Here is a 25,730-nt window from a genome sequence, read left to right as displayed (position 1 = left end):
CACGAAAGCTGCTTATGCACACCGGCACGAGAACTACGGCGAAACCGGCATGGCGCACCTGCTCGAGCACTTGATGTTCAAGGGCACGCCGTCATTGCCAGGTCGGACGATTCCCACCGAGTTCGCCCGCCGCGGCATGCAGTTCAACGGCACGACGGCGCAGGACCGCACCAACTATTTCGAGACCTTTGCAGCCAGCGACGACAACCTCGACTGGGCGCTCCGGATGGAAGCGGACCGCATGGTCAACAGCTTCATCTCGCGCGCCGACCTCGACAAGGAAATGACGGTCGTACGCAACGAGATGGAGATCGGTGAGAACAATCCGATGCGGATGCTTCAACAGCAGATGTACGCGGCGGCCTATCGGTGGCACAACTACGCCAAGGCGCCGATCGGCGCGCGCAGCGATGTCGAGCGTGTCGGTATCGAGAACCTGCAGGCGTTCTATCGACGCTACTACCAGCCCGACAACGCGGTGCTGGTGGTAGCCGGGCAGTTCGATCCGGTGCGTGCGCTGTCACAGATCGAGCAGGCGTTCGGGCAGATTCCGCGGCCCACGCGCGTGCTCCCGACCGAGCACACCGTGGAACCGCCGCAGGAAGGCGCCCGGGAACTGACACTGACGCGCCCAGGCGACAGCAGCATCGTGGCCGCGATGTATCACGTCGCGCCGGGCGCGCATCCCGACACCACGGCCCTGGCGCTGCTGACGGTCATCCTCGCCGACACGCCGGGAGGGCGGCTCGAACATGCGCTGGTGGACACACGCAAGGCCGCATGGCAGATGTCGATGTTCGACGCGATGAAGGATCCCGGCGTGATCCTGTTCGCGGCAGGGACAGGCAAGGACCGGCCCATCGAGCCGGTGCGCGCGGCGCTGCTCGCGGAAATCGAAGGACTGGCCGCAAAGCCAGTCACTCAGGACGAACTGGATCGCGCCCGCGTGCGGATGCGTAACGCGTACGAGAAGATTCTCAACGATCCGGCACGCTATGGCGTGGCGCTGTCCGAATCCATCGCAAAGGGCGACTGGCGCCTGCTCTTTATCGCGCGCGACCGCGTGGAAACCACCACGCTGGAAGACGTACAGCGCGTGGCGGAGAACTACCTGCGCCAGACGAACCGCACGGTCGGCGAGTTCCTGCCGGGAGACAAGCCCCAGCTTGCGACCATTCCGCAGTCGCCCGACGTGGCAGCGCTGGTGCGCGACTACGCCGGCAAGGCTGTCGCGCAGGCCGTGCCCACGTTCGACCCGAGCCCGACCAACATTGACGCCCACACGGTGCGCCAGACGCTTCCAAACGGGATGGAGCTGGCGCTGCTATCCAAGCCGACGCGCGGCGAAGCGGTCAATGGCACGCTGGTCCTGCATCTGGGCAATACCCAGTCCCTGCAAGGGAAAACAGCGATTGGCTCGCTGACAGCCGGAATGCTCGACCGTGGCGCGGGCGTGTTCAGCCGTCAGCAGATTGCAGATCGGCTCGAGGCGCTCAAGGCCAATGTATCGATCTCGGGCAGTTCGGAGCGGCTGACGGTACGGTTCGAGACGCACCGCGCCTACCTGCCCGACCTGCTGGACCTGTTGCGCACGGTGCTGCGCATGCCGACATTCCCGTCGGCCGAACTGGAAACCCTGCGCGCCAGCAGTATCGCGGGTGTGGACAGCCAGCGTCGCCAGCCCAACGCGCTGGCGCCGAACGCCCTCGGGCGCCATGGCAACCCATATCCGGCCGAGGATCCACGCTACACGCCAACCTTCGACGAAAGCGTGGCCAGCCTCAGGAGAGTGACGCAGGCCGATCTGCGCGAGTTCCATGCGCAGTTCTACGGCGCCGACCATGCGCAACTTGCGATCGTCGGCGACTTCGACGCCGACGACGCCGCGAAGCAGATCCAGTTCCTGTTCGGCGACTGGCGAGCCCAGGTACCGTTCGAGCGCGTGGATCGCCCGTTCATCGCCATTCCGGCGGCCAACTTCACGCTCGACACGCCTGGCAAGGCCAACGCTGTGTACCTGGCATCGCAACCCGTCGATCTGCTCAACGACTCGCCGGACTACCCGCTGATGCTGATCGCAGCCAGAGTGCTCGGCGGCACCGGTATGCGCAGCCGGTTGGCCGACCGGCTGCGGCAGCAGGAAGGCATCAGCTACGGTGTCTCGAGTTCGCTGTCGATCGGCGCACTCGACCGCGCAGGACGCTTTGCCTTATGGGCCGTCTACGCACCGCAGAACCAGACGCGCCTGCGCGACGCGGTGGATCAAGAAATGCAACGCTTTGTGCGCGATGGCATCACATCCGTCGAGCTGTCCGAAGCCGTCAGCGGGCTACTGCAACAGGGCCTGATCAGCCGCACAAGGGATGGCGTGCTGGCTGGGGCGCTGGCGAACCAGCTTTACCTTGGCCGCACCATGGCCCATACGGCGGAAGTGGAGGCTCGCATCAGCAAGGCCACGCCGGAGGCGGTCAACGACGCGATCCGGCGTTACCTGAGTCCGAATACGCTGACGCAGGCATTTGCCGGGGATTTCAGCTCGGGTGCAAGCACCCCGGCCGCAACGGCGGCGGAACCCGGCACCGCGCCCGCAGCCGCCCCAGCAGAACCAGCCCGACCCTGATCCGGCAATGCAGCGAGGGATGACGGAAACGTCATCCCCCAAGCCTTGAGACCTGACGACAATCACTGTATATTCATACAGTGATCATTCAGACTAGAGGTATGGATGTCGATTGTGCGAGCTAGCAGCAAGGCAGAAGCGCTCAGGCTTCTGGCCTCTGAGCAGATGCTTGCGCTTGAGCTGGATTACGAGACCGGATGGCAGGACGCCGTCGAACTCGGACGGCTCGGAGAGAAGCGCGGTATCAAGGTGCAGTACCGCGGACAGGAGAGCATCGCTGTCCGCTCCCATGACGCCCTGATCGAAGGGCTTGGCAAACCCAAGACAACGTTCCGGCAACGCAATCTGTATTGCCAGTTCGATCTCGGCACGATGGCCGATCAGCATCTTCTGGAGCTCGAAGCCAAGGCGAGCCGCCTCGGTGACTACATCCTGGCGGGACACCTGCTACGCGATGTGGACGGCGTGTGGGCGTGATCGGTTGAAACCGGCCCGGCGGTAGCTGTGGTGATGGTGGCAATGGCGTTGCCAGCGATTTCCCCAGTGACAGCAAGGATGGCGGCATCGTTCACCGTTGCCGCATCCGCCAGCGCAATCGTCAAAGCCGTTGCTATTGCTACTGCTATTACTGCAGCCGGTGTTATTGCCAGACGCGCATCGCGCCGGCCCAGCGGGCGGCTGCGGAGGTGTGCATCATCGCGCGATCCGCTTCATTGGCTGGCTGGGACTCGACCGCCGCGCCGTCGATGGCCGTGCAGCACAACACGGCGGTCACCAGTGTCTTGATATTCCCGCGTCCGGTGCTGGCCAGCGCTGCCAAACGGTCATAGCCGTCCAGCACGATCAGGTGGTCGCCATCGCGTGGATGCATTTCGAGCGTGTACAGGTGATCGCACTCGCATTGCATCCTGCCGCCCGATACCGCGACGACGATCGCGCTGGGAAGCGCCAGACCGCAGTCGCGTACCGAGTTCAGCAACCGGTCCAGATGGGCTTGCGCGCGATAGTCGCGCGCCGAATGCGACGGTTCCGGGCCGCGGCCCAGCGACATCAGTTCGTCCGGGGATACGACCAGCGTGTAAGCCTGCAGCGTCGTGCGATACGTCGCCACCACGGCACGAAGCCGATGCACTTCGCGGAGATCGTCCTGGGACACCTTTGACTGCTGCCCCGCCGTGACCGGCCCTTGCGAGGCCGTTACCTGGAACCTGCTCATCCTGTCTCCTATCCCCTCAGGCCCATCCGGCCTGATCGTTCCGGCTTTCTTGAGCCGTGCTCAGTCGCGCAGCAGTTGCTTGGCGATGATGAGCTGCTGGATCTGCGTCGTGCCTTCGTAGAGGCGCAGCAGACGCACGTCGCGGTAGAAGCGCTCGGCCTTGTATTCGGCGATATAACCCGCGCCACCGTGGATCTGCACCGCGCGGTCCGCCACGCGGCCCACCATCTCGGTACAGAACATCTTCGTGCACGATGCCAGCATGCTGACTTCCGGATCGCTCTTGCCTGCCGGCTTCGCATCATATCGCTGCGCGCAATCGCGCACCATCGACAGGCCCGCATAGAGTTCGGCCTGGCTGTCGGCCAGCATCCCCTGGATCAGTTGGAAATCGCCGATCGGCTTGCCGAACTGCTTGCGCTCCTTCGCGTACGCCACGGCATCGGTGATCAGCCGGTGCGCCATGCCGCAGGCCAGCGCCGAGATGTGCAGGCGGCCACGATCCAGCACCTTCATCGCCGTCTTGAAACCCATGCCCGGAACGCCACCGATGATGTTGGCTGCCGGCACGCGCACGTTTTCCAGTACCACGTCGCACGTCTTGGTACCGCGCTGGCCCATCTTCTTGTCCGGCTTGCCCAGCGAGATGCCCGGGGTATCGGCCGGCACGATGAACGACGAAATGCCCGACGCGCCCTGGCCACCCGTGCGTGCCATTAGCGTGAACGCTCCCGCGCGCGGCGCGTTGGTGATGAACCGCTTGGTACCGTTGATCACATAGTGGTCGCCGTCGAGGTCGGCGCGCGTTTGCAGCGAGGCGGCGTCGGAGCCGGCGTTCGGCTCGGTCAGCGCGAACGAGATGATCAGTTCGCCGCTGGCGATCTTCGGCAGATAGGTCTGCTTCTGCTCCTCGGTGCCGTCCATCAGGATGCCCTGCGAGCCAATACCCACGTTGGTGCCGAACACCGAGCGGAAAGCAAAAGCCGTGTGGCCCAGGTCGTAGACCACATCGCATTCCTGCGACATCGACAGGCCGATGCCACCGTAGCTCTCGGGAATCGAGATGCCGAACAGGCCCATTTCCTTCATGTCGGCCACGATATCGGCCGGCACATCGTCAATCTCTTCGAGCGTGTCCTCGGCCGGCTTCAGGCGATCGTCGATAAAACGCTGCACCGAGGCGCGCAGCAGGGAAAAGGATTCGGCGTCGAGGGCCATGGCAATCTCCGGTGATTCAGATGCGATAACGAAGGCGAACAATGGTACGCGGACTATCGAATTTGACAATCCACTGCGACTTGGACAGAACCGACAGTATTTTTTGACAATAAGCCAAATTGAATCCTATCGATCACATTTCTTTTTGGCGAGGGTTTCGCGGGTATAGCCATAGCTCACGCGCAATTGATGCTCGACAGCGTCGGCCTGGTCCAGGCACGAGAACACAAGATCGTCCTTGAACTTCTGCGTGACGCCCTTGAGCCGTGGGGCCTCATAAGAAATCTCCCGCGCGCGGCAGCGCAGGAACAGCAGCGTCTCCTCCGACGCCGAACGCAGTTGCGACTGATCGACGCGCTGGCATTGCACGAGATCGGGTTCTGCCTGCGCGATCAATGGCATGAGCAACAACTGCGGCAGCAGAATCAGCAGATAACGCAAAACGGGCATTGGCAGGCTTCGGGAATTATCGGGAAAGACTTGGATAAGGGGGCTGGGGCGCAATCCGCAAGCATCATTGCGCAGCGTGAAGCGTCATGCAAGCCATACGGTCAAGTGAGGCGCGAGGCAGCCAAATTCCGCGCCAGCCCACACCAGCATTTGCAGAAACACTATTCACCCGTAAAGACAATGTTCCGCGAACCCAGCGCGGGCTGGGCCCTTCCGAATTTGGCTGGCAACCATCTGCGCACTTCTGCTGTGCAGTCTTCGTTTTACGAGTTACGCTAAGTAGGCACACGGGCCCCAGTGTGCGACGTCGCTCCCGCCACGAACCGCCTGGCCTCGTCGCCCATTGCGCCCGCCCCCATCCGGCGGCAAGCCCCACCGCCAAGAATCAGAAGGTCCTATGACAGACACCGCCTCTTCCGTCACCACCGGTACGGCACCCTCCCCCGAAGAAGTCAAGAAACGCATCTTCGCGATTGTTGCCGCATCGTCCGGCAATCTGGTGGAATGGTTCGACTTCTATGTCTATGCGTTCAGCGCGATCTATTTCGCGTCATCGTTCTTCCCCAAAGCCGACCCCACCGCGCAGCTCCTGAACACCGCCGGGGTGTTCGCGGCCGGCTTCCTGATGCGGCCAATCGGCGGATGGCTATTCGGTCGCATCGCCGACCGCACCGGCCGCAAGCACTCGATGGTGATCTCGGTCACGATGATGTGCTTCGGCTCGCTGATGATCGCCTGCCTGCCGACCTATGCCGCCATTGGCAACCTGGCGCCGGCGCTGCTGCTGTTGGCACGGCTGCTGCAGGGCCTCTCGGTCGGTGGCGAGTACGGCACCACCGCCACGTACATGAGCGAAGTGGCGCTCAAGGGCCGGCGCGGCTTCTTCTCATCGTTCCAGTACGTGACCCTCATCGGCGGCCAGCTGCTGGCCGTGCTGGTGATCGTGATCCTGGAGCAGTTGCTGACCGAGGCCGAACTCAAGGCCTGGGGCTGGCGCATCCCGTTCGTGGTTGGCGCGGTCACCGCGGTGGTGGCCCTGCTGCTGCGCCGCACGCTGCATGAAACGACCACCGCCCAGTCGCGCAACAGCAAAGGCGCCGGCACTGTGGGCGAGCTCTTCCGCCACCACAAGGCCGCGTTCTTCACGGTGCTCGGGTACACGGCCGGCGGCTCGCTGATCTTCTACACGTTCACCACGTACATGCAGAAGTACCTGGTCAACACGGCAGGCATGCCGATCAAGACGGCCAGCTACGTGATGACAGGCTGCCTGTTCCTGTACATGTGCATGCAGCCGCTGTTCGGCATGTTGTCGGACCGCATCGGTCGCCGCAACAACATGCTGATGTTCGGCGCGCTGGGCGCAGTCGCCACGGTGCCGATCCTGACCGCGCTCAAGACCGTCAGCAGCCCCGAGATGGCGCTGTTGCTGATCTGCGTGGCGCTGGCCATCGTCAGCTTCTACACGTCGATCAGCGGCATCGTGAAGGCCGAGATGTTCCCGCCGGAGGTGCGCGCGCTGGGCGTCGGCCTGGCATACGCGGTCGCCAACGCCATTTTTGGCGGCTCGGCGGAGTATGTGGCGCTGGGCCTGAAGTCAATCGGGCACGAGAGCACGTTCTACTGGTATGTCACCGCGATGATGGTGGTGGCGTTCCTGGTCAGCCTGCGCCTGCCGCGCCAGGCCAAGTACCTGCATCACGAGCACTGACCGGCCACCCGCCGCAGTCATGGCAAACTGAGGGGCCTTCGGGCCCCTTTCTATTTGCACGCGCCCTTCGCTCGCCTCCCCGCCATGGATCTCAACGCCCTGCGCCTGTTCGTCGATATCGTCGATGCCGGCAACCTCAGCGCCGCCGCGCGCAAGCTCAAGATGACGCGCGCCAACGTCAGCTACCACCTCAAGGCGCTGGAAGAGGAACTCGGCGTGCAACTGCTGCGCCGGACGACCCGGCACGTGGAACCGACGCCGGTGGGCGCCGGACTGTACGAGCACGGCAAGAACATCCTGGGCGAAGTGGCCGCGGCCAACGCGCTGATCAGCAGCATGGGCAAGAGCCTCCAGGGCCATGTGCGGCTGTCGGTACCCACCGGGCTGGGTCACACGATGATCTCGCCGCTGCTGGTGCGCTTCAAGCAGCGCTATCCCGATATCACGCTCGACGTCGTGTTCGACAACCGCATCCACAACCTCGTCTCCGAGGATGTGGAAGTGGCGCTGCGCATCATCTCCACGCCTCCCGACTCGGTCGTTGCCACGGAAATCGGCGGGGTGGACTGGCTGCTTTGCGCCGCGCCGTCGTATCTGGCCGGACGCACGCCGCCCGCGGTACTGGCCGACCTGACGACCCATGCGATCGTGTGCGCGTCGCCGATCGGGCAGAAACTCAAGGTGTCGGGCACACGCGACGGCACGGCCGAGCGCGAACAGGTGGTGCTGGAGCCAACCCTGAGTTCCGAAAACTTCGCCTTCCTCAAGGAGGCCGTGGTCGGCGGGCTCGGCATCGGCATTTTTCCGCTCTATGCCGTGGACAAGGAACTGGCCAGCGGCGCGCTGGAATCGCTGCTCGGCGACTATCAGATCAGTGCGTTCGGCAGCAAGCTGTACATGCTGACCATGCCCAATCGCTACCAGACCATGGCAACGCGCTACCTGCTTACGTTCCTGAGAACAGAGCTGCAGGCGATCTGGCCGCGCATCCGTGCCGGCGGTGCCGACAGTGCCTATAGTGAGAACACTCAGGACTAAACTGCGCGTGGCTCGCGTGGGAAGGAAGGCAATCATGGCAATGGCAGGCACTCTGGCTGGCCGGCTCAGCCGTATGAACAGCCAGTTCGACATCATTCGTCATCCTTACAGCCTCAGCAGCATGGCCACTGCGCACGCTGCCCATGTACCAGGAAACCGTCTGGCCAAAACGCTGTTGCTTGAGGACGAAGGCGGCTATGTGGCGGTTGTGATTCCTTCGAGTCACCATCTGCAGATGTCAACCATCTGCGAGATGACCGGCCGCAAGCTCGTGCTCGCGCATGAGGATGAGATCCGCGAAGTGTTCAAGGACTGCGACCTCGGCGCCATCCCGCCTTGCGCGATGTCGTACGGCATGCAGACCTACGTGGACGAAAGCCTGTTCGACGAACCGGAAGTCTGGTTCGAGGCCGGCGACCACATGGAACTCGTGCACATGCAACGCGATCAGTTCATGACGTTGATGAGCGATGCGGCAAGCGGCAAGTTCTCGCACCGCATGATGTAGCCCCCATCTCTCATGTCTTCAGGGGTGTGACAGCGCCGCCGACACGGTGGCGCTGTCGTCTTTCAGGTCCACGCCGGACCGACCGAGCGCTACCGCCCCTCGCATCAGGAACACCAGCCTGTCCGCCGCCTGCGCATAGGACAGTCCTTCGGGCCGCACGTTGGAGATGCAGTTGCGCTGTGCATCCGTGCGCCCCACGCGGGGGTCGAATGTCAGGTAGATCCCAAGGCTATCCGGCGAACTGAGCCCCGGACGCTCGCCAATCAGCATCGCCACCTGCCGCGCGCCAAGGCGCTCGCCGATCTCGTCGCCCAACGCCACCCGCGATTGCCGCGCGACCACCACCGGTCCAACCCGCCAGTCATGCAGACGCGCCAGCACGGCCTGCAGCAGCGGCACCGCGTGGCGCTGCGCGGCCAGTGCGGAAAGCCCGTCGGCGATCACGAAGACGACATCGTATGGCTGCGCCGATGGAACGAGTCGCGCGCGGCTCTCGGCATCGAGACTCCGGCCCAGGTCAGGGCGACGCAGGTACTGGTCGCGATCCGCCGCTGCGCCATGCGCGTGCAGCACGTGCAGCGCATCCAAGCCGGCATCGCGCAGCGCGGTTTCCAACGCCACCACATCGAGCGCCAGATGCACGGCATCACGCGCCTGTGCATGGGCCAGGCCAAATGCCAGGATCGACGCGGTCTTCTGCGCGTGACCGGTGCGGCCGATAGCGATGCGGGCGCGTGTGAACTGGCGCAAACGCGCCCACGGGTCTTCGGGGTTCGCTGGCGTCGACATGGTGTCCGTCCTCCCATTCAAAGCGTGTCCGCCATGGTCAGCAGCGGCTGACGCGCACCAGGCTCCAGCAACCGCCCGCCCGCGTCGACAATGCCCATCTTGCGCAGCCACGCCTCGAACTCCGGCGCGGGCCGCAGGCCGAGGACTTCGCGCAGATACAGCGCGTCATGAAACGACGTGCTCTGGTAGTTCAGCATGATGTCGTCGGCGCCGGGCACCCCCATGATGAAGTTGATACCCGCCACGCCGAACAACGTCAGCAGGTTGTCCATGTCGTCCTGGTCGGCCTCGGCGTGGTTCGTGTAACAGACGTCGCAGCCCATCGGCACGCCCAGCAATTTGCCGCAAAAGTGGTCCTCCAGCCCGGCCCGGATAATCTGCTTGCCGTCGTAGAGATACTCGGGACCGATGAACCCCACCACGGTATTGACCAGCAGCGGCTCGAACCGGCGTGCCACCGCATACGCGCGCGCCTCCATGGTCTGCTGGTCCACACCATGGTGGGCGTTGGCGGAAAGCGCGCTGCCCTGGCCGGTCTCGAAATACATCACGTTGTGCCCCACCGTACCGCGCCGCAACGACAACGCCGCCTGCCGTGCCTCTTCGAGCAGCGCCAGAGAGATGCCGAACGCTTCATTGGCTGCCTGGCTGCCAGCCACCGACTGGAACACCAGATCGACCGGCGCGCCCTGCTCCATCACGCGCAAGGTGTTGGTGACGTGAGTCAGCACGCAGGACTGGGTGGGGATCTCGTAGCGGGTGCGAATGTCATCCAGAAGCTTCAGCAACGTGGTGATCGCCCCAAGGTTGTCGCTGGCCGGGTTGATGCCGATGGTGGCATCGCCGCAGCCGTACAGCAGCCCGTCGATGATCGACGCGGCGATGCCGCGCGGGTCGTCGGTCGGATGGTTCGGCTGCAGCCGCACGGCGAGGCGCCCGGGCAGCCCGATGGTGTTGCGGAAGGCGGTGACCACCGCGCATTTGCGCGCCACGGCCACCAGGTCCTGGTTGCGCATGAGCTTGCTCACGGCCGCCGCCATCTCGGGGGTGACGCCGGGCGCCACCCGGGCCAGCGTGGCCGTATCGGTATCGTGCCGCAGCAGCCAGTCCCGGAACTCCCCGACGGTCAGGCTGGCAAGCGCCGCGAACGCCTGCGCGTCATGGCTGTCCACGATCAGCCGGGTGACCTCGTCAGCCTCGTAAGGAATCAGCGGCTCCGCAAGGCAATGCGCCAGCGGCATGTCCGCCAGCGCCATACGCGCCGCCATCCGCTCTTCTTCGCTGGCTGCGGCGATACCCGCGAGGGCGTCGCCAGACCGGGCCGGGCTGGCCTTGGCCAGCAGCGTGCGCAGATCGTCAAAGACGTGCCGGCGTACGCCGACGGTATGCGTGAAGGCCATGCAAGTGGTCTCCTGAAGGGCTGCCACGGAACTTCAATATAGGCCAGTGCTGCAAGTATCACGCCCGAGCAATCGTCCGCACAGTTTGTCCCGTCATCTGCTTGTCTCGTCATCCTGTCTTGCCATTGTTACGCCCGGCATCGACAATCGTGGCGATTGCTTCCTTGCTTCATTTCCGCAACGCCCCGCTCTCAGCCGAGATATGCCGCAGTTGGACAACGAATTGGACACCGAACAGACCGAAAACCGCGCCGGAACCGGCAGCACCGAACAGCCTGACCAAACCCGGCCCCTGACTCCCGCCGCCTGGTTCAGCGTCAAGGCCGTGTCGTACGTGCTGACCGCCGGGGCCCTGCTGCTGGTGATGCACGCCAACCTGGTGTCCGCGCTGCTCGCCGGCCTGCTGCTCTATTCGCTGGTGGATGTGCTGGCGCCACGGCTGATGCGACTGCATTCGCGCCGCGACGCCATCGCCGTGGCGATCCTGTCCACCATCATCCTGCTGGTGCTGACCGGCAGCATCTGGGCGCTCATCCGCTTCGTCAGCGGCGACGGCAATACGCTGGACCGGCTGCTCGACCATTCCGCCGACATCATCGACCGCTCTCGCGCTCAGTTGCCAGCCTGGCTGAGCGACTACCTGCCCAACGGGGTCGACGAACTCGCCACGACCCTGATCTCGGCATTGCGTGAGCACGCGCAGATGGCGCAGCGACTCGGCGCCGATATCCTGCGCACGCTGGTCCATATCCTCGTCGGCCTCATCATCGGCGCGATGGTCGCGCTGTACCGCGCCATTTCCCGCCCGAACCGTCGTCCGCTCGCCCTGGCACTGGTGGACCGGGCCCGTACGCTGCAGACTGCGTTCTCGCAGTTCATCTTCGCGCAGATCCAGATCTCGCTCGTCAACACGATCCTGACCGCGATCTACCTGCTGGTGCTGCTGCCCCTGTTCCACCAGCACCTGCCGCTCTCCAAGACGCTGGTGGCCATCACGTTTATCGCCGGACTGCTGCCGGTGCTGGGCAACCTGATCTCGAATACGGCCATCGTCATCGCCTCGCTCTCGGTCTCGCTGCCGATCGCGGTGGTGTCGCTGCTGTTCCTCGTGGTGATCCACAAGCTCGAGTACTTCCTCAATGCGCGGATCATCGGTGCGCGTATACACGCCGCCGCATGGGAGCTGCTGACGGTGATGCTGGTGATGGAAACGCTCTACGGCATCCCCGGCGTGATCGCGGGACCGATCTTCTATGCCTACGTAAAGCGCGAACTGACCACGGCCGGGCTTGTGTAGGCGCTCAGCCAAGTGCTTGATTTCATTGCTTTGTCGTACGCAGAAATTGGTACGACCAATATGCGGAAAGACTAGTCGACCTTGCTCCGCACGAAGTCGATGTGCGTCTGCATCGCCGTGCGGGCTTCCTCCGGCCGGCGCGCCAGAATCGCCTCGCAAAGCGTGCGGTGCTGGCGCAGCAGCAGGTCCGACGATTCATCATCGGCCTCGCGCAGCCCCGTGCCGTTGATCGTGATGTGCTCGCGCAACATGCCAATCACGCTGGTATGCAGATGCAGGAACATCGTGTTGTGCGATGCCTGCGCGATGGCGTCGTGCAGCCTGGCATCCGCATCGGCCTCGGCGCGCTTGTCATCCGTCATGCGCGAGCGCTCCAGTTCCTTGAGCAGCGTGCGGATACGCTTCAGATCCGACGCATCGGCACGCAACGCCGCGAAGTAGGCGGTGGCGCCTTCCAGCACCCGGCGGAACTCCAGGATGTCATCGCGCAGCGCCGGGTGATCGGCCACGAGCTGGCCCCAGGGTGAGGCGATGCCCGTGCGCAATTGATCGGTGACGTATACGCCCGCGCCGCGCCGGCTTTGCAGCAGGTTTCGCGCCGCCAGGCGCTGGATCGCCTCGCGGATCGTGTTGCGCGCCACCCCGAACTGCTCCGCCAGAACACGCTCCGCAGGCAGCCGCGTGCCGACGGGCCAGGTGCCGTCCAGCAGCGCGGTCTCCATCCTGCGCATGATGTCTTCCACACGGTTGCGTGCGTTGCCTGCCCCCATCCCTCATCCCTTGAAATCCGGCCGTTCCGGTAACTGGTCCAACCAATTTGTGCTCCGGCGCGAGAGCGGGAATTATGCGCCCAAAAATGTCGCAGCGCCTTGCCGGGCAGGTTGCGCCGCCATCCGGAGACTGACAAATGGAATCCAGGCAGTACCCCACCACCGCGCCACAGCAGGTGTACCTGTTCGGCACGTGCCTCGTTGATCTCTTCGTTCCGCAGGCCGGCCTGGATGCCGTGCGATTGCTCGAGCGCGAAGGCCTGACCGTTCACTTTCCACGCGGACAAAGCTGCTGCGGCCAGCCGGCGTACAGCAGCGGCAACCCCGAGCAGGCTCGCAAGGTCGCCCGCGCGCAACTGGACCTGTTCCGGGAACCCTGGCCGATCATCGTGCCGTCCGGCTCATGCGCCGGCATGATGCGCCATCACTGGCCCACGCTGTTTGCCGACGACCCCAGCGACCCTGAAGCCGCTGCGCTGGCCCGTGACATTGCCGCCCGCGTCTACGAACTCGCCGAGTTCCTGCTCAATGTGCTTCATGTGCGCTTCGACGCCACGCCCGCCGACGCGCCGCACGAGCGCGTGGTGCTGCATACATCCTGCGCGGCACGCCGCGAAATGGGTACGCGCGCTCACGGTGTGGCGTTGCTGGACGCGCTGCCCGGGGTGACACGCGTCGAGCATGAGCGCGAGTCCGAATGCTGCGGCTTTGGCGGCACGTTCTCGCTCAAGCACGCCGATATCTCCGGCGCGATGGTGCGCGACAAGGTGGCCTCCGCCTGCGCCACCGGGTGCGACCGGCTCGTCTCCGCCGATTGCGGCTGCCTGCTCAATATCGGCCATGCCGCCGCCCACACCGGCGCGCCGCTGCCGGTCGAGCATCTGGCTTCGTTCCTGTGGCGCCGCACCGGAGGTGCCGAATGACGTCGATGAGCGCGCGCGAGCGCATGATCGGGCGGCTGCGTGCCGCCGCGCCCACCTCCGGCGCGGCGCTGAGCGGAGACACCCAGAAACTGGACCAGCGGATCGACGACCATTTCGATAGCCGCCGTGGTCAGGCACCGTCGATCGACGCGATGGTCGCCTCGATGCAGGCCGCCTTGACTGCCTCCCACGCCGACGTGATCTGCACCGACGCGGCAAGCTGGCCCGCATGGGTCGCGCGGCGGCTGGCGGACGAAGGCGTGCGCCGACTGCTGCTGGACCGCGATTGCCCCGAAGGCGCCGCACTTGCGCGGGCGCTGCCATCCAGCATCGACACCGTAACGTTCGACCGTCCGCTGGAAGCCTGGAAGGCGGAACTGTTCGATACCGTCGATGCCGGCTTCACCGTGGCCCGCTCCGGGCTGGCCGCTACCGGCACGCTGGTGCTGGCGCCCGATGCCGGATCACCACGCACGATGTCACTGGTGCCGCCCACGCATATCGCGCTGGTCTACGCATCGACGCTGCACCCTGACCTTCATGCCGCCGCGCGTGCCGAGCACTGGTCGGACGGCATGCCGACCAACCTGGTGATGGTCTCCGGCCCGTCCAAGACTTCCGACATCCAGCAGACGCTGGCCTACGGCGCACACGGCCCACGCAGGCTGTGGGTCGTGATCGTGACCGACGGAGAAACCGCGCGATGAGCCAGCAACCCCTGCATTTCGTTCCCACCGAGGACTTTCGCGCCCGCGCGCGCGCCGCGCTCGACGATCCCAAGCTGCGCAAGAGCTTTCGCGGCGCGATGGACTTCCTTCAGCAGAAGCGGGCCGTGCAGTTCCCCGACGGTGACGAGCTCGAGCACCTGCGTGACCTTGGCGAAGCCATCCGCCAGCACGCGCTGGCCAATCTGCCCGACCTGCTGGTCGAACTCGAAGGCAATCTGACCGCAGCCGGCATGCAGGTCCACTGGGCCGAGACCGCCGATGAAGCCAACGCGATCATCCTGCGGATCGCGCAGGGCCACGCCGCCCGGCGCGTGATCAAGGGCAAGTCGATGGCCAGCGAGGAGATGGAACTCAACCATTACCTGGCCGAGCGCGGCATCGACTGCATCGAATCGGACATGGGCGAGTACATCGTCCAGTTGGCCGGCGAGAAGCCATCGCACATCGTGATGCCGGCGATCCACAAGACCAAGGCCGATATCGCGACGCTGTTCGAGCAACACATCCCCGATACGCCGTACACGGAAGACGTGGATGCGCTGATCCAGACCGGCCGCCGCGCGCTGCGCCAGGCGTTCGTCGAGGCCGATATCGGCCTGTCCGGCGTCAACTTCGCGGCGGCGGACACCGGCACGCTGTGGCTGGTGGAGAACGAGGGCAATGGCCGTCTTTCCACCACGGTGCCCGACGTGCATATCGCCGTCATGGGCATGGAGAAGGTGGTGGCGAAGCTGTCGCACATCGTGCCGCTCTCCAGCCTGCTGACGCGTTCCGCGACCGGGCAGCCCATCACCACCTACTTCAACCTGATCTCGAGCCCACGCAAGCCGCATGAGCAGGATGGTCCGCGCGAAGTCCATCTGGTGCTGCTCGACAACGGCCGTAGCCAGGCATACGCCGACGAGCAGCTACGCGCCACGCTGCAGTGCATTCGCTGCGGCGCGTGCATGAACCACTGCCCGGTCTACACGCGCATCGGCGGTCATGCCTACGGCACGACTTATCCGGGCCCGATCGGCAAGATCATCTCGCCCCACCTGCTCGGCCTCGACGCCACGGCCGACCTGGCAACGGCATCGAGCCTGTGCGGCGCGTGCGGCGAGGTCTGTCCCGTGCGCATTCCGATTCCGCAGCTGCTGGTGCGGCTGCGCACTGAGTCGAACCGCAACCCCGACGAGGCCGTGCCGCACCCGCTCAAGGGCCAGGGCGCGAAGTTCAGTCGCCGCGAGCATCTGGTCTGGCGCTTCTGGAGCGGCGCGTTCGCCCACCCCACCACGTACCGCCTGTTCCGCTGGGCCGCCACCCGGCTGCGGGCGCTGACGCCCTCGCGGCAGATGGGCTGGACGCAGCATCGCAAGCCACTGACACCGGCGCCAAAGAGCCTTTCCGACCTGCTCGACGCACGCAACCAGCCCGAGTAGCGGCATCGAGCGGCATCCCACCAAAAGAATTCAGACAAACCACCAAGGAGACTTCCAGATGCAACCCTGGACCCAGATCTATACGCCGCTGGGCAGCCTCTGGCTGTCCGCGCTCGCGGCGGCGATACCCATCCTGTTTTTCTTCGTCGCGCTCGCGGTACTGCGCATGAAGGGCCATGTGGCGGCGGCTGTCACGCTGGCACTGGCGCTGGCCGTGGCGATCTTCGCGTACGGGATGCCGGCACAGCAGGCATTTGCCGCGGCCGGATTCGGCTTTGCCTATGGCCTGTGGCCAATCGCGTGGATCATCGTCACCGCGGTGTTCCTCTACAAGATCGTGGTCAAGACCGGGCAGTTCGACGTCATCCGCGCGTCGGTGCTGTCGATCACCGATGACCAGCGCCTGCAGATGCTGCTGATCGGCTTTGCCTTCGGGGCGTTCCTGGAAGGTGCGGCGGGCTTCGGCGCACCGGTGGCGATTACCGCCGCGCTGCTGGTCGGGCTCGGGTTCAACCCACTCTATGCGGCCGGGCTCTGCCTGATCGCGAACACCGCGCCGGTGGCGTTTGGCGCGATGGGCATTCCGATCATTGTGGCCGGACAGGTCACGGGCATCGACCCGATGCATATCGGCGCGATGGCGGGCCGCCAATTGCCGCTGCTGTCGCTGGCTGTGCCGTTCTGGCTGGTGTTCATGATGGATGGCGCCAAGGGCGTGCGCGAGACCTGGCCAGCCGCGCTGGTCGTCGGTGGCAGCTTCGCCGTCACGCAGTACTTCACGTCGAACCACATCGGTCCCGAGCTGCCGGACATCACGTCGGCACTGGTCAGTCTGATCTCGCTCGCCGCGTTCCTGCGTGTGTGGCAACCGCGCTCGGCATCGCAAGCGGCTGGTGGCACGGTTGCGGCTGGCGGCACTGTGGCGATGGCCGGGTTCGGTGGCGGTATGGGTGCGCCCGCGAGCCGCAAAGCATCGCCCTACACGTTCGGCCAGACCGTGCGCGCATGGGCGCCGTTCGGCATTCTGACCGCCATCGTCACGGTCTGGAGCCTGGCACCGTTCAAGGCGCTGTTCGCCGGCAACGGCGCGCTGGCGGGAACGGTACTGAAGTTCAAGGTACCGATGCTCGACCAACTCGTGATCAAGAGCGCCCCGATCGTGGCATCGCCCAAGCCCTACGAGGCTGTGCTGAAGCTCGACCTGCTGTCGGCCGTCGGTACCGCGATCCTGCTGACCGCCATCATCTCTGCGGTGCTGCTGCGCATGAAGCCGAGCGATGCCATCACCACCTTCAAGGAAACGCTGCTGGAACTGCGCCGTCCGATCGCCTCGATCGGTCTGGTACTGGCGTTCGCGTTCGTCGCCAACTACTCCGGTATGTCATCGACGCTGGCGCTGCTGCTGGCCGGAACCGGCGCGGCGTTCCCGTTCTTCTCGCCGCTGCTGGGCTGGCTGGGGGTGTTCCTGACCGGCTCGGATACGTCGTCGAACGCGCTGTTCTGCTCGCTGCAGCATACGACCGCGCATCAGATCGGCGTATCGGACACGCTGCTGGTGGCCGCCAACACCACGGGCGGCGTAACAGGCAAGATGATCTCGCCGCAGTCGATCGCAGTGGCCTGCGCGGCGACGGGTCTGGTCGGCAAGGAGTCGGAACTGTTCCGCTTCACCGTGAAGCACAGCCTGCTGTTCGCAGCCATCGTGGGTGTGATCACGATGATCCAGGCGTACTGGCTGACGGGGATGATTCCGGGGTAAGAAGCGGTGAGGTCGTTTTTACACCCCTCTCCCGCGCGGGAGAGGGGTGCGCATACCAACGGTTGACACCCAATTCAATCGTTCGCCGCCTCGCGCGGCAGGAACTGGTTGCCTTCGGTCAGCGGTGCATACCGGTACGTCGCCGGCGTGCGGCTCAGTTTGACCGGGGCGCCCAGGCCCTTGTAGCCGCCGGGCATCTCCACCACCATCTCGCGATGGGCGGTATGCGGATGCGTCAGTGCATCGGGCACCGACAACACCGGTGCGCACGGGACACCGGCCGCAGACAGTTCGTCGGCCAGCGCCTTCCCGTCCCACGTGGCCAGCTTCGATTCCAGCGTGCCCTTCAATTGCGCCCGGTTGACCGAGCGCGCGCCTGCCGTTGCAAAGCGTTCGTCGTCGGCCAGCTCCGCCACGCCGAGGTACTCGCACAGGATGCGGAATTGCCGATCGTTGCCGACGGCAAGGAAGATCGGATCGGTCGCGGTGGCCACCGTGTCGTACGGGTAGATGTTCGGATGCGCGTTACCGGTGCGCCCGGGCGTCTTGCCGCTCATGAACCAGTTGGCCGCATGGGGATGCAACAGCGACAAGCCCGAGTCATATAGCGCCGATTCCACGAACTGCCCACGTCCGCTGCGCTCTCGCTCCTGCAATGCCAGCAGCACACCCAGCGCGGCGTTCAGACCAGTGACCATGTCCACCACGGGCAAACCAACGCGCAGCGGTTCCCGGTCGGCCTCGCCGTTGATGCTCATGATGCCGGCCATCGCCTGGATCGCCGCGTCATAACCCGGCAGGCCACCCAACGGACCATCGGCGCCGAAGCCCGACACGCGGCAATGCACGAGCCGGGGGAAGCGCTGCGACAGCACATCGAAACCAAGGCCCCATTTCTCGAGCGTGCCGGTCTTGAAGTTCTCGATCAGCACGTCGGCATCGGCCAGCAGCGTCAGCAAGACTTCGCGGTCGGTATCGGCCGTCAGGTCCAGCTTCATGATGCGCTTGTTGCGATTGAGGCCGAAGTAGTACGACGCCACGCCATCGCGGAACGGTGGCCCCCAGGTGCGTGTGTCATCTCCCTGCGGCGGCTCGATCTTGAGTACGTCTGCGCCGTGATCGCCGAGGATCTGGCCGCAAAGCGGGCCGCCCAGAATGCGCGACAGATCGACTACGCGAATGCCTGCCAGCGCGCCGGGTGTGAATGGCGTCATGTCTCCTCCTGTTCTTGTCATGATCAGTCGAGCTGCGCGCCCGACTTCTGCACCACGGAACGCCATTTGCCGACTTCCGACTTCACGAAACCACCAAGCTGCTCTGGCGTGGTGGCCGGCGCGAACTCCAGCCCCTGCGCCAGCAGCGTCTTGCGCACGTCTGGCTGTGCCAACGCATCGGCAAATGCGTGATTGAGCTTGCGGATGACTTCCGGCGGCGTACCGGCAGGTGCTACCACACCGAAGAATACCGAAACATCGAAGCCGGCAACACCCTGTTCCGCCACGGTGGGCACATCGGGCAATGCCTGCGAACGCCCTTTCGTGGTCACCCCGAGCGCACGCACCTTGCCGCTCTTGATGAACGGCAGCGCGGTCAGCACATCGGTAAAGGTCATGCTGACCTGCCCACCCAGCAGATCATTGAGCGCCGGGCCGGTGCCCTTGTATGGCACATGCTGGAAGTCGGTGCCGGCCAGGTTGTTGAACAGCACACCGGCCAGATGCGACGATGCGCCATTGCCCGACGACGCATAGGACAGCTTGCCCGGATGCGCCTTGCTGTACGCGATCAGCTCCTGCACGTTCTTCGCGGGCACGCTCGGATTTACCACCAGCACATTGGGCAGTTGGCCAATCTGGATCACCGGCGCGAAGCTCTTGACCGGGTCGTAGTTGATCTTGCGATACAGGCTGACGTTGATGGCCAGCGGCGCCGACGTGCCGAACATCAGCGTGTAGCCATCGGGCTCGGCACGCGCGACGACTTCCGCGCCGATATTGCCGCCGGCTCCCGCGCGGTTCTCCACGACTACGGGCTGGCCAAGGCTGTTCTTCAACGCAGCGGCCAGCGTGCGGGCCATCGCGTCGGTAGGTCCGCCGGGCGGATAGGTCACCACCAGCATGATCGGCTTGCTCGGGAATTCCTTCTGCGCGAAGGCCGGTGTGGTGGTGAGCGTGAACGTGCAGGCGACCAACGAGGTCAGCGCGGCAAGGGCCGCGCGGCGGTGCCATTGGGGCATGATGGGTTGTCTCCGGTAAAGCTTTTTATGTTTGGAATGCGCGCCGCGGGCGCGCGAGGTGCGCCGTTGCGGGCGCACCGTACTGCCTGGGTGTTCTCTGGGTGAGCCGTCAGAACACGTTGATCTGGTCCACGGGCCCCGCCGCGCGCACCACGCCATCGGCGGGCGGCTCCACGGTTTCGGCCAGCCACTCGGGTTCGACGCCGCCGCCGAGCGGATCCTGCGGCAGCACGCGATGCACCAGCACCAGTTGCGCCAGCCGCATCCGGCGAACCGAACCGATCTGACCGGCTTCCCATGCCATGGCGACGGCACTGGTCACGTGATACAGCGCGGAAGCTGCCTGACGCGCCAGCACGTCACCATCGGCCCCAGCGTCTGCCGCACGGGTCGCCAGCGCGACGGTGTTGGCCAGCGCCAGGTCGAACGTGGCGCGCGCAGTGGCATGCATCGGCGTATCGCCAAGCAGCGCCTGCAGGTGTGCCTGCAACACGGGCAGCGAGCCCTCGCGGCGAATTGCGCGCAGCACGTCGAGCGCGACGATATTGCTCGTGCCTTCCCAGATCGAACCGAGATGCGCGTCGCGCACGAGGCGCGGGTCGCTCCATTCCTCGATGTAGCCGCAGCCGCCGCGGATCTCCATCGCATCGCCCGTGACCTTGCGCGCATCGCGGCAGGCGCGGAACTTGATCAGCGGTGTCAGGATGCGCATCAGCGGATAGGCGTCGGCATCGCCCGCATCGGCACGGCGCAGGGCTTCGGCAGTCTGGAACACCATCGTGCGCGCCTGCTCCGTGGGCAGCGTCAGCTTCAGCAACTGGCGACGCATCAGCGGCATGTCCGCCAGGCGCCTGCCGAACGCGCGGCGCTCGCGGGCGATGAACTGGCCCTCGGTCAGCGCCCGGCGCATCAGGCCGGCCGCTCGCACGCCGTTGGACAGGCGCGAATTGTTGATCATGTCGGCCATCTGCACGAAACCACGGCCCAGTTCGCCAACCAGGTAGGCGTGCGCGCCCTCCAGCCGAATCTCGCCGCTGGCCATCGAGCGTGTGCCGAGCTTGTCCTTGAGACGGATGATGCGGAAGTGGTTGGCGCTGCCATCCGCCAGCGTGCGCGGCAACAGGAACAGCGAGACGCCCTTGATGCCGGCAACGGCCGAACCGTCGGCTTCCTCCACCCGCGCCAGCACCATCGCCAGCGCGGCATCGGGATTCGAGCAAAACCACTTGTCGCCCACCAGACGCCAGCCGCCCTCGGCGTTGTCGTCGCGAATCGCGCGGGTGGTCGTGGCAGCGACGTCAGAGCCGGCCCCCTGCTCGGTCATGAACATCGCGCCCTGATAGAGGTCGTCGAACACCTGCGTGGTCAGGTTCGGCAGGAATCGGTCGACCAGCGCCGGATCGCCGAACTTGCGCAACGTGCGCGTCAGCGAATCGGTCATCGACAGCGGGCAGCACAGGCCGAATTCGGCCTGCACGAACAGGTAGGTCAGTGCGTACTTCGCGGCCGGGGGCATCGGCTTGTCCCAGCCGAGCACGCCGCCGCGATGCGACACTGCAGCCAGCCCGAATTCCGAGAACGCCACGCGCTCCAGTTCCACATAGGACGGATGCTTGTGGATGCGCTGGGCATCAAGGCCGGTGCGGGTGCGGTGCGACAGCGTGGGCGGCGCGTGATCGGCCTCGTTGGCCAGTTCGTCGAGCACGCCGCCGGCCAGTGCGCCCATGCGCTCGAGGTGCGGCAGCAGGTGGTTGAACAGGTCGGCCGGCAGGTAAAGCGGCAGCAGCGCGCGCAGGTCCGGATCGGCCGTGAACAGGCTCGCGCCATGGCGATCTGGCACCGGATGCGCGGCAACTTCGGGGTACACGGTGGTGGACGCGGCTGGGCGCGCGGCGCTGGTCGGCATGAATCGTCTCCTGGAGGTCCCCGTCCTGGACACGATGCCTGTCGGGCGGCTGTCGGGCGGGATGGTTTGCGTCCATTATTCAAACCCCAACGATTCGTGTCTAATTCTAAAATTGGCTCGATCAATACAAATTTTGTATCGCCATGGAATTCCGACATCTGCGCTACTTCCTTGTGCTCGCCGAGGAACTTCATTTCGGGCGCGCCGCCCGGCGACTGTCGATTTCGCAGCCGCCGCTATCGCTCAATATCCAGCAACTAGAAGCCTCGGTCGGCGCCCGGCTGTTCGAACGCGACAGCCGTGGCGTGCGCCTGACCGCGGCCGGACGCGCGTTTCGGGAATCGGCCATGGCGCTACTGGCGCAGGCCGAGGAAGCCCGCCTGCTGGCGCGGGAGATCGAGGCCGGCGCGGTGGGACGGCTGCGGGTCGGCTTCGTGGGGTCGATGCTCTATCGTGGCCTGCCCCAGCGCCTGAAGGAATTCCAGGCGCGCTATCCCGGCATCCACGTGGCCCTGACCGAGCTGAACTCGCAAGAGCAGATTGATGCACTTTTACACGGTGAACTCGATGCGGGCTTTGTCCATACCAGCCGCGTGCCGGATGAGCTGGCCACCACGCTGGCGCACCGCGAACCGTTTGTCTGCTGCATGTCAGCCAAGCATCCGCTTGGCCAACAGGATACGGTAGCGCTCACTGACTTACGCGGCGAGCCATTCGTCCTGTTCTCCCGCAAGGCGTCGCCCGACTACTACAGCCGCATTTTCGACATGTGCGCCGCGCACGGCTTCTATCCCCAGATTCGCCATGAGGTGCGGCACTGGCTGTCCGTGGTGTCGTTGGTGTCACAGGGGATGGGGATTGCCGTGGTGCCGGCTGCGATGGCGCGCTCCGGCATGGCAGGTGCCGCGTTTCGGCCACTTGCGGATGCGACCGTGCCCTCGGAGGTGTATTGCGTGTGGAAACAGGCGCCGGATCACCCGGCACGCGACCATTTCGTCGAAATGGTCAGGCTGGCCGCCAGCGAGGCAGACATCTAGTCACTCGGCAAGAACACGCCAGGAATGCGCCAAAAGAAGAAGCCACTGGCCGAAGCCAGTGGCTTGAGAAGTACGCGTGGAACGGGGTGTTCAGCGTGCTTGCAGCTTAGCCCCGAGGCAACTTCGCAACCAATACCGCAATTGTGTTATTCGGTACATAAGGGGGGTTTACCGGGGGCAAATCGTCGTCGATTTCCCAATTTGCGATGCGCGGTAAACCACCGTCAAAGCGCCAAACTGCTACGAATGCTATACAATCGAGAACGATTTCTATTTACGTACCCGGCAGGTTCCGAGCCTGCCGCGCGGCGCTGATCGCGCCCCTGGACTGGAAGCATATGCGGTTGTCTGAACTGCCCCGGCGCACTGCCGCTGTCGTGAAATCCGTGGATGACGAATTCACGCATGATCCCATTGCGCGCCGTCTGCGCGACCTGGGTTTCGTGCCCGGCGAGACCGTGCAGATCATCGCGTTCGGACCGTTCGGCAGGGATCCGCTCGTTGCCCAGGTTGGCTACTCGCGATTCGCGTTGCGCCGCTCGGAAGCCGCCCGCATCACCGTGGAAGTGGCCAGCGCCACCGTGACCAGCATCGCGCCAGCCGGCGAAACCGAAGCGCCGCCATCGCAGCGCATCGCGTAACCGGCCTGCCCCTTCGCACTCACATGTCAGTCGCACAGAATCCCACCGCCGCCCTGCGCATTGCGCTGGTAGGCAATCCCAACTGCGGCAAGACCGCACTGTTCAATCGTCTCACCGGCAGCCGCCAGAAGGTGGCCAACTACGCGGGCGTCACCGTCGAACGCAAGGAAGGCCAGTTCGTGTCGCCGGGCGGTCGCACGGTTCGCATCCTCGACCTGCCGGGCGCCTACAGCCTGGACTCCGCCAGCCTGGATGAAGCCATCACGCGCGAGGTCTGCCTGGGCCAGCGCCCGGGCGAGACGCGCCCGGACCTGATCGTGTCCGTGGTGGCCGCCACCAATCTGCGCCTGCACCTGCGCTTCGTGCTGGAACTGCGCCGCCTTGGGGTGCCGATGGTGGTGGTGCTGAATATGAGCGATGCCGCCGAACGGCGCGGCATCAAGATCGATCGCGAAGCGCTGTCGCGTGAACTTGGCGTGCCAGTGGTGCAAACCGTCGCGGTCAAGCACGATGGCGCCGCATCGCTGATCAAGCTGTTCGACGACACGCTGCCACCGGCGCCGCCGGCCCAGCCGCTCGATAGCGTGTCGGAGCTTGATACGCACACCGAGGTCAAGCGGTTGCTCGACGTCGCCGTCACGATGCCCACGCGCACCGCGCAGTTCGAGGACAAGCTCGACGGCGTGGTGCTGCACCCGGTTTTCGGCCTGGTCATTCTGGCGGTGCTGCTGTTCTTCATGTTCCAGGCCGTGTTCTCGTGGGCTACGCCGTTGATGGACGGCATCGAGGCCGGCGTGCACTGGTTCGGCGAGCTGGTCGGCACGACGATGCCAGACGGGATGCTCAAGAGCCTGATCGTGGACGGCATCATCGCGGGCGTTGGCAGCGTGATCGTGTTCCTGCCGCAGATCCTGTTCCTGTTCCTGTTTATCCTGACGCTCGAGGAATCGGGCTACCTGCCACGCGCGGCGTTTCTACTTGACCGCCTGATGATGAGCGCGGGCCTGTCCGGCCGCTCGTTCATTCCCCTGCTCTCCAGCTTCGCCTGCGCGATTCCGGGGATCATGGCCACGCGCACGATCCAGGATCCGCGCGACCGGCTGACGACCATTCTCGTGGCGCCGCTGATGACCTGCTCGGCACGCCTGCCTGTCTACGCGCTGCTGATCGCCGCATTCATTCCGGAACGCACGGTGGCCGGATTGTTCAACTTGCAGGGCCTGGTGCTCTTCGTGCTCTACGTGGCCGGCATCGTCAGCGCGCTGCTGGTGGCATACGTGCTCAAGTGGTTCCGCCGCGACCACACCGAGCATCCGCTGCTGATGGAGTTGCCGGCGTATCGCGTGCCGAATCCGCGCGACATCGCCATTGGCCTGTGGGAACGCGCCCGCATCTTCCTGTCACGCGTCGGCCGGGTGATCCTGACGATGACGGTGCTGCTGTGGTTCCTGGCGACGTTCCCGTCGCCGCCCGAAGGCGCCACCATGCCGGCAATCGACTATAGCTTCGCGGGGATGATCGGGCGCGCGCTCGAGCATGTCTTCGCCCCGATCGGCTTTAACTGGCAGATCTGTATCGCCCTGGTGCCCGGCATGGCTGCGCGCGAGGTCGCCGTGGGCGCGCTGGGTACGGTCTACGCGCTGTCCGGCAGTGACGACGCCGTGGCCACGCAGCTCGCACCGATGATTGCCGCTCAGTGGCCGCTGGCCACCGCGCTGTCGCTGCTGGCGTGGTACGTCTTCGCGCCGCAGTGCATCTCCACGCTCGCCGTGATCCGTCGCGAAACCAACTCCTGGAAGGTGATGGCCGCCTCCGTCGCCTATCTGGGCGGGCTGACCTACCTCGCGTCGTTTATCACGTACCGCGTGGCGTTGATGTTCAGTTGAACAGGCACAAAGACCATGACGCTCTATCAAGCCTTTGAAACGCTGGTGGTTCCGCTGATCGTGCTGGCGTGCGCCCTGCACGTGGTGGGCCGCTACATGCCGCGCACACGCGAGCGCTTGAAGGCGAGTCTGGCGGCGGGGCTGGGCGGCGCATCGGCCAGCGGCTGGCGTGGCTG

General features: G+C 65.1%; 23 protein-coding genes. 14 read left to right on the top strand and 9 right to left on the bottom strand.

Features of this window, described 5'->3' with window-relative positions; genetic code table 11:
- Together D769_RS14395 and D769_RS14390 are read left to right on the top strand one after the other, a co-directional pair.
- Positions 1–2,620: pitrilysin family protein (locus tag D769_RS14395; protein WP_008646194.1), on the top strand; the 2,620-nt coding region annotated here is incomplete at its 5' end.
- A gap of 105 nt (positions 2,621–2,725) precedes the next feature.
- Positions 2,726–3,097, top strand: a complete 372-nt coding sequence (locus tag D769_RS14390) for a hypothetical protein (RefSeq protein ID WP_008646193.1) — start codon at positions 2,726–2,728, stop codon at positions 3,095–3,097.
- Between the two features lie 163 nt (positions 3,098–3,260).
- Here the strand turns inward: D769_RS14390 and D769_RS14385 are convergent, their stop codons facing one another.
- The 3 genes from D769_RS14385 to D769_RS14375 all read right to left on the bottom strand — a co-directional run bounded on the left by D769_RS14385 (position 3,261) and on the right by D769_RS14375 (position 5,504).
- A complete protein-coding gene (locus D769_RS14385) occupies positions 3,261–3,836 on the bottom strand; it encodes a hypothetical protein (protein WP_008646192.1) in 576 nt (191 codons plus the stop codon).
- Between the two features lie 60 nt (positions 3,837–3,896).
- Entirely contained in the window at positions 3,897–5,054 is a 1,158-nt protein-coding gene (locus tag D769_RS14380) for an acyl-CoA dehydrogenase family protein (RefSeq protein WP_008646191.1), read from the bottom strand.
- 126 nt (positions 5,055–5,180) lie between these two features.
- Entirely contained in the window at positions 5,181–5,504 is a 324-nt protein-coding gene (locus D769_RS14375; RefSeq protein WP_008646190.1) for a hypothetical protein, read from the bottom strand.
- Between the two features lie 397 nt (positions 5,505–5,901).
- Between D769_RS14375 and D769_RS14370 the strand changes: the two genes are divergently transcribed.
- From D769_RS14370 to D769_RS14360, 3 genes are all read left to right on the top strand, one after another.
- Positions 5,902–7,215 carry an MFS family transporter gene (locus tag D769_RS14370; RefSeq protein ID WP_008646189.1) on the top strand — a complete coding sequence of 438 codons (1,314 nt, stop codon included), beginning with the start codon at positions 5,902–5,904 and terminating at the stop codon, positions 7,213–7,215.
- A gap of 84 nt (positions 7,216–7,299) precedes the next feature.
- Positions 7,300–8,253, top strand: a complete 954-nt coding sequence (locus D769_RS14365; protein ID WP_008646188.1) for a LysR family transcriptional regulator — start codon at positions 7,300–7,302, stop codon at positions 8,251–8,253.
- A gap of 34 nt (positions 8,254–8,287) precedes the next feature.
- Entirely contained in the window at positions 8,288–8,761 is a 474-nt protein-coding gene (locus D769_RS14360) for a YbaK/EbsC family protein (RefSeq protein ID WP_008646187.1), read from the top strand.
- Between the two features lie 18 nt (positions 8,762–8,779).
- On the opposite strand, the gene eutC is transcribed toward D769_RS14360, so the two are convergent.
- The gene (gene eutC / locus D769_RS14355) at positions 8,780–9,550 is read right to left on the bottom strand and encodes an ethanolamine ammonia-lyase subunit EutC (protein WP_008646185.1); all 771 of its coding nucleotides are present in this window, start codon (positions 9,548–9,550) and stop codon (positions 8,780–8,782) included.
- Between the two features lie 17 nt (positions 9,551–9,567).
- Entirely contained in the window at positions 9,568–10,950 is a 1,383-nt protein-coding gene (locus D769_RS14350) for an ethanolamine ammonia-lyase subunit EutB (protein WP_008646184.1), read from the bottom strand.
- 202 nt (positions 10,951–11,152) lie between these two features.
- Here D769_RS14350 and D769_RS14345 point away from each other — a divergent pair, with 202 nt between their 5' ends.
- Positions 11,153–12,247: a permease gene (locus D769_RS14345; RefSeq protein WP_008646183.1), complete on the top strand. Its 1,095-nt coding sequence runs from the start codon at positions 11,153–11,155 to the stop codon at positions 12,245–12,247.
- Between the two features lie 71 nt (positions 12,248–12,318).
- Here the strand turns inward: D769_RS14345 and D769_RS14340 are convergent, their stop codons facing one another.
- Complete coding sequence (locus D769_RS14340) at positions 12,319–13,017, bottom strand: FadR/GntR family transcriptional regulator (RefSeq protein ID WP_008646182.1); 699 nt, start codon at positions 13,015–13,017, stop codon at positions 12,319–12,321.
- A 137-nt stretch (positions 13,018–13,154) separates the two neighbouring features.
- Between D769_RS14340 and D769_RS14335 the strand changes: the two genes are divergently transcribed.
- From D769_RS14335 to D769_RS14320, 4 genes are read left to right on the top strand one after another with little or no spacing between them, the layout of a single operon-like run.
- Positions 13,155–13,940, top strand: coding sequence for a (Fe-S)-binding protein (locus tag D769_RS14335; RefSeq protein WP_008646181.1), 786 nt, complete (start codon positions 13,155–13,157; stop codon positions 13,938–13,940).
- On the top strand, positions 13,937–14,647 hold the full coding sequence (locus tag D769_RS14330; RefSeq protein WP_008646180.1) for a lactate utilization protein C: 711 nt from the start codon (positions 13,937–13,939) through the stop codon (positions 14,645–14,647). Before D769_RS14335 ends, D769_RS14330 begins: the two co-directional genes overlap by 4 nt.
- Positions 14,644–16,089 carry a LutB/LldF family L-lactate oxidation iron-sulfur protein gene (locus D769_RS14325; protein ID WP_008646179.1) on the top strand — a complete coding sequence of 482 codons (1,446 nt, stop codon included), beginning with the start codon at positions 14,644–14,646 and terminating at the stop codon, positions 16,087–16,089. Before D769_RS14330 ends, D769_RS14325 begins: the two co-directional genes overlap by 4 nt.
- Positions 16,090–16,147: 58 nt before the next feature.
- Positions 16,148–17,848: a lactate permease LctP family transporter gene (locus D769_RS14320; RefSeq protein WP_008646178.1), complete on the top strand. Its 1,701-nt coding sequence runs from the start codon at positions 16,148–16,150 to the stop codon at positions 17,846–17,848.
- Between the two features lie 74 nt (positions 17,849–17,922).
- On the opposite strand, the gene D769_RS14315 is transcribed toward D769_RS14320, so the two are convergent.
- The 3 genes from D769_RS14315 to D769_RS14305 form a co-directional block, all read right to left on the bottom strand.
- On the bottom strand, positions 17,923–19,062 hold the full coding sequence (locus D769_RS14315; RefSeq protein ID WP_008646176.1) for a CoA transferase: 1,140 nt from the start codon (positions 19,060–19,062) through the stop codon (positions 17,923–17,925).
- Between the two features lie 23 nt (positions 19,063–19,085).
- Positions 19,086–20,084, bottom strand: a complete 999-nt coding sequence (locus D769_RS14310) for a tripartite tricarboxylate transporter substrate binding protein (protein ID WP_008646175.1) — start codon at positions 20,082–20,084, stop codon at positions 19,086–19,088.
- Positions 20,085–20,193: 109 nt separating this feature from the next.
- Complete coding sequence (locus tag D769_RS14305) at positions 20,194–21,990, bottom strand: acyl-CoA dehydrogenase family protein (RefSeq protein WP_008646174.1); 1,797 nt, start codon at positions 21,988–21,990, stop codon at positions 20,194–20,196.
- A 143-nt stretch (positions 21,991–22,133) separates the two neighbouring features.
- On the opposite strand from D769_RS14305, the gene D769_RS14300 reads away from it, so the two are divergent.
- The 4 genes from D769_RS14300 to D769_RS32995 all read left to right on the top strand — a co-directional run.
- Positions 22,134–23,027, top strand: coding sequence for a LysR substrate-binding domain-containing protein (locus D769_RS14300; protein ID WP_008646173.1), 894 nt, complete (start codon positions 22,134–22,136; stop codon positions 23,025–23,027).
- A gap of 338 nt (positions 23,028–23,365) precedes the next feature.
- Entirely contained in the window at positions 23,366–23,668 is a 303-nt protein-coding gene (locus D769_RS14295; protein ID WP_008646172.1) for a FeoA family protein, read from the top strand.
- Positions 23,669–23,691: 23 nt separating this feature from the next.
- Complete coding sequence (feoB, locus tag D769_RS14290; protein WP_008646171.1) at positions 23,692–25,554, top strand: ferrous iron transport protein B; 1,863 nt, start codon at positions 23,692–23,694, stop codon at positions 25,552–25,554.
- 15 nt (positions 25,555–25,569) lie between these two features.
- A partial coding sequence (locus tag D769_RS32995) for a DUF6587 family protein (protein ID WP_008646170.1) occupies positions 25,570–25,730 on the top strand: 161 nt, incomplete at its 3' end.

The organism is Cupriavidus sp. HMR-1 (assembly GCF_000319775.1).
In the GTDB taxonomy this organism is placed as follows: Bacteria; Pseudomonadota; Gammaproteobacteria; order Burkholderiales; family Burkholderiaceae; genus Cupriavidus; species Cupriavidus metallidurans.
Note: the sequence above shows the minus strand (reverse complement) of the source record. Positions and strands in the feature narration are given on the sequence as shown.